This window comes from Enterobacter cloacae complex sp. SYL003 (genome assembly GCF_049236925.1).
GTDB classification, from domain to species: domain Bacteria; phylum Pseudomonadota; class Gammaproteobacteria; order Enterobacterales; family Enterobacteriaceae; genus Enterobacter; species Enterobacter intestinihominis.
This window is the reverse complement of sequence record NZ_JBMKJK010000044.1, coordinates 1-4,329: the sequence shown is the minus strand read 5'-3', so window position 1 is coordinate 4,329 and position 4,329 is coordinate 1. Positions and strand designations below refer to the sequence as shown.

The window sequence follows — 4,329 nt, the reverse complement described above, 5'->3', positions numbered from 1 at the left end:
TCAGCAATGAACGGACCAGCACTGAAACCTGTACTTTGCCCAGCTTCAGGGAGCCAGCGGTCCGGATCATTTCGTCCCACTGAAGGACTATTTTTCGGGGATCTGATTGCCCTCTGGCAATATCATTCAGCACGCCATAGTCGGCATCATGGTCCATTCGCCAGAAAACCGAAGCACCGGCATCAGCCAGGCGTGGAGAAAACTGGTATCCCAGCAGCCAGAAAAGGCCAAAGACAAGTTCGCTGGCACCTGCTGTATCGGTCATAATTTCGGTTGGATTCAGCCCGGTCTCCTGTTCCAGAAGACCTTCCAGCACAAAGATAGAGTCCCTCAGCGTCCCCGGTATAACGATGCCATGAAAGCCGGAATACTGATCGGACACAAAGTTGTACCAGGTGATCCCTCTGTTATTACCAAAGTATTTGCGGTTCGGTCCGGCATTGATTGTTCTGACTGGCGTAACAAAGCGCATTCCATCTGCAGATGCCACTTCTCCTCCACCCCATATCTGTGCCAGTGGCAGCGTTGCCTGAAAATCAACCAGTCTGGCATTAGCGCTGGTGATAGTTTCAGCCCGCAGATAGTTCGCTTTTGTCCAGTTCAGCCGGTGTCGGGTCAGTGCAGGAACATTTGATCTGATCAGTGGTTCCAGACCGATATTGCAGGCTTCAGCCATCAGCACGGCGCTGATGCTGACGGGCAGATCATCAACTCTGGCACTGGCTTCACTAGCATGGAAAAACTCATCAGCAAATCCGGTATGGGCGTTAATTTCGAGCAGCAACTCCGTTAAATCCACCGGAGGGAGTAGATCACTGATCATTTTGCTCAGTCGTTTCAGACTGTCCGGCTCATCAAGACTGGCGAGGGGAGAAATTGTCAACCGGGGCTTCGGGCCAGAAACATCGAGTTCGACAGCCTCATTTTCGCAAAGACGTGCAGCAACCTGTCTGTAACGACTATCAAGCTGATGACCCAGAGATTTTATTGCTTCCTGCGGGTCTGTCGGGTGCCCCAAAGAACGATAAACCTTAATCCGGTTTGCCTGCCAGTCAGCACCCTGTAGTAATCTTGCACGAGGATCTCCCCACCGGTTACTGCCGGTAACGTAGACATCCCTCCGCCTCAGACTATCCTGCAGTTTACTGAGAAAGCAGAGCGTGTATCCCCTGCGGGTGATATGTTTTTCCTTGTTAATCACCAGCCGTTTCCATGACCGACTGATAATTTCCGTTGGTGCGTCGTCAAAAAACTGCCGCCGTGAGCTGAACTCCCGGCTGAGGTAGTCACAGGCATTCAGAGTGGTAACCCCGGCAGGTGCGGATGAAAATTTAACGGTATTCAGCAGATGGGGCAGGAAACGACGAACGCGCCCGTACTGCTCCACCATTTCTTCATGAAAATTATCGTCTGAGGGCCGGGCAATTTCACGGACAAGCGTGATGATTTCAGCCAGCTTTTGCCTTGGGATGTAGCTGAACACCTCAGCACGAATCGATTCGTCCGGTGTTTCTTCTTTCAGCAGGTACGAACATGCGCTGGCGAGCGCCAATGCAGATTTATCCAGATCCTTCAGCGAGCGGAGCCGTTTTTTCTGCCCAATCTTTCTGGCGTCACGGATGATAACGGCCAGCATGGCGTCCAGAACGTCCAATGCATCATCCAGCGCCAGCGTTTCCCATGCAAGGACAAAGGCAACCAGAACCGCCATCCTTTTCTGCGGTGACATCCTGGCAATATTGAACACCGAAGTCATACCAGCATAACGTGCGAGATTTTTCAGGCGCACAGCCGGGAGTGTACTCAGGTTTTCAGCATGCAGGCCAAAATCGTTCAGAGTTTTCCAGCGTTCAATTGCTTCATTAAACGCCGGACCACTGATGGTCACAGGGCCCTTTTTCAGTGATTCCAGTAAAGACAGGCGGCTGCAATCAGTTGGCCCCAGCAGCATCTCCAGCTGTGAACGCTGTTCGGCTGACGGTATCAGTGCCAGTTTGTTCCACAGGCGCAACGTCGCCTTTTCCCTTACCTCTGAAATCAACCGGGTCAGCGTAGTGGCTCCGGGGAGAATAATACGATGTTGCATAAGCCACCCTGTCGCCAGATCGAAAAGCAGGCCAGGACGTTCGTTGCTTATCCAGCTCCGGGTATATAAAAGACGGGTAAGGCGAAATGTCCAGGGCCAGGCAAATTCACGATACTGATAGTGCTGACGTATCAGCGCTGCATGCTCACGGCGGGTATTTTCCCTCTGACCGTATTCTGCAAGAACGGTGATATCACGAATCCCGAGCTGTCTGGCGGTAAAATGCCGGACGCCGGAAGGAATATGATTCATATCGGTGAGGAAGGTGCCCAGAAAACGGACACATCCAATTTGCAGGGCAATGCCCAGACGGTTGTGATCACCTCTGCTTTTTCCGATAAATTCCTTGTCTGCTTCATCAAGGTGAAAATATCGTGCCAGCTGAAGCTCATCCGGTTCACCGGTGAATCTGCCATAGCTTTCAGTCTGCTCAGTGGTCAGAAAGTCAACGGGCATATCGGCCTCCCTGCCTGACGGGCATTTAGTAACATTTTTCCAACCGTACGAAATGTTATAAATTATCGGACATCGTAAAACTGTTACATTAATATGTCTATTAAATCGTAAATTTGTAATAATAGACATGAGTTGTCCGATATTCGATTTAAGGTACATTTTTATGCGACTTTTTGGTTACGCTCGGGTCTCAACCAGTCAGCAGTCTCTTGATCTTCAGGTCAGAGCACTCAAAGACGCAGGTGTGAAAGCAAACCGTATATTTACCGATAAGGCATCCGGCAGTTCAACAGACCGGGAAGGGCTGGATTTGCTGAGGATGAAGGTGGAGGAAGGTGATGTCATTCTGGTTAAGAAGCTCGACCGTCTTGGCCGCGACACTGCCGATATGATCCAACTGATAAAGGAATTTGACGCTCAGGGCGTGGCAGTCCGGTTCATTGATGACGGGATCAGTACCGACGGTGATATGGGGCAAATGGTGGTCACCATCCTGTCGGCTGTGGCACAGGCTGAACGCCGGAGGATCCTAGAACGCACGAATGAGGGCCGACAGGAAGCAAAGCTGAAAGGAATCAAATTTGGCCGCAGGCGTACCGTGGACAGGAACGTCGTGCTGACGCTTCATCAGAAGGGCACTGGTGCAACGGAAATTGCTCATCAGCTCAGTATTGCCCGCTCCACGGTTTATAAAATTCTTGAAGACGAAAGGGCCTCGTGATACGCCTATTTTTATAGGTTAATGTCATGATAATAATGGTTTCTTAGACGTCAGGTGGCACTTTTCGGGGAAATGTGCGCGGAACCCCTATTTGTTTATTTTTCTAAATACATTCAAATATGTATCCGCTCATGAGACAATAACCCTGGTAAATGCTTCAATAATATTGAAAAAGGAAGAGTATGAGTATTCAACATTTTCGTGTCGCCCTTATTCCCTTTTTTGCGGCATTTTGCCTTCCTGTTTTTGCTCACCCAGAAACGCTGGTGAAAGTAAAAGATGCTGAAGATCAGTTGGGTGCACGAGTGGGTTACATCGAACTGGATCTCAACAGCGGTAAGATCCTTGAGAGTTTTCGCCCCGAAGAACGTTTTCCAATGATGAGCACTTTTAAAGTTCTGCTATGTGGTGCGGTATTATCCCGTGTTGACGCCGGGCAAGAGCAACTCGGTCGCCGCATACACTATTCTCAGAATGACTTGGTTGAGTACTCACCAGTCACAGAAAAGCATCTTACGGATGGCATGACAGTAAGAGAATTATGCAGTGCTGCCATAACCATGAGTGATAACACTGCTGCCAACTTACTTCTGACAACGATCGGAGGACCGAAGGAGCTAACCGCTTTTTTGCACAACATGGGGGATCATGTAACTCGCCTTGATCGTTGGGAACCGGAGCTGAATGAAGCCATACCAAACGACGAGCGTGACACCACGATGCCTGCAGCAATGGCAACAACGTTGCGCAAACTATTAACTGGCGAACTACTTACTCTAGCTTCCCGGCAACAATTAATAGACTGGATGGAGGCGGATAAAGTTGCAGGACCACTTCTGCGCTCGGCCCTTCCGGCTGGCTGGTTTATTGCTGATAAATCTGGAGCCGGTGAGCGTGGGTCTCGCGGTATCATTGCAGCACTGGGGCCAGATGGTAAGCCCTCCCGTATCGTAGTTATCTACACGACGGGGAGTCAGGCAACTATGGATGAACGAAATAGACAGATCGCTGAGATAGGTGCCTCACTGATTAAGCATTGGTAACTGTCAGACCAAGTTTACTCATA

At 50.0% G+C, this 4,329-nt stretch carries 3 protein-coding genes; 2 read left to right on the top strand and 1 reads right to left on the bottom strand.

Annotation, left to right across the window (positions count from 1 at the left end; genetic code table 11):
* On the bottom strand, positions 1 to 2,542 hold a 2,542-nt coding region (locus tag ACOT1A_RS24330), incomplete at its 3' end, for a Tn3-like element Tn3 family transposase (protein ID WP_167821230.1).
* Positions 2,543 to 2,705: 163 nt separating this feature from the next.
* Here ACOT1A_RS24330 and ACOT1A_RS24325 point away from each other — a divergent pair.
* Positions 2,706 to 3,263 (top strand): recombinase family protein, encoded by a 558-nt coding sequence (locus ACOT1A_RS24325; RefSeq protein ID WP_001235713.1) that lies wholly within the window; start codon positions 2,706 to 2,708, stop codon positions 3,261 to 3,263.
* A 182-nt stretch (positions 3,264 to 3,445) separates the two neighbouring features.
* Complete coding sequence (locus ACOT1A_RS24320; RefSeq protein ID WP_000027057.1) at positions 3,446 to 4,306, top strand: broad-spectrum class A beta-lactamase TEM-1; 861 nt, start codon at positions 3,446 to 3,448, stop codon at positions 4,304 to 4,306.
* Positions 4,307 to 4,329 lie beyond the last annotated feature (23 nt).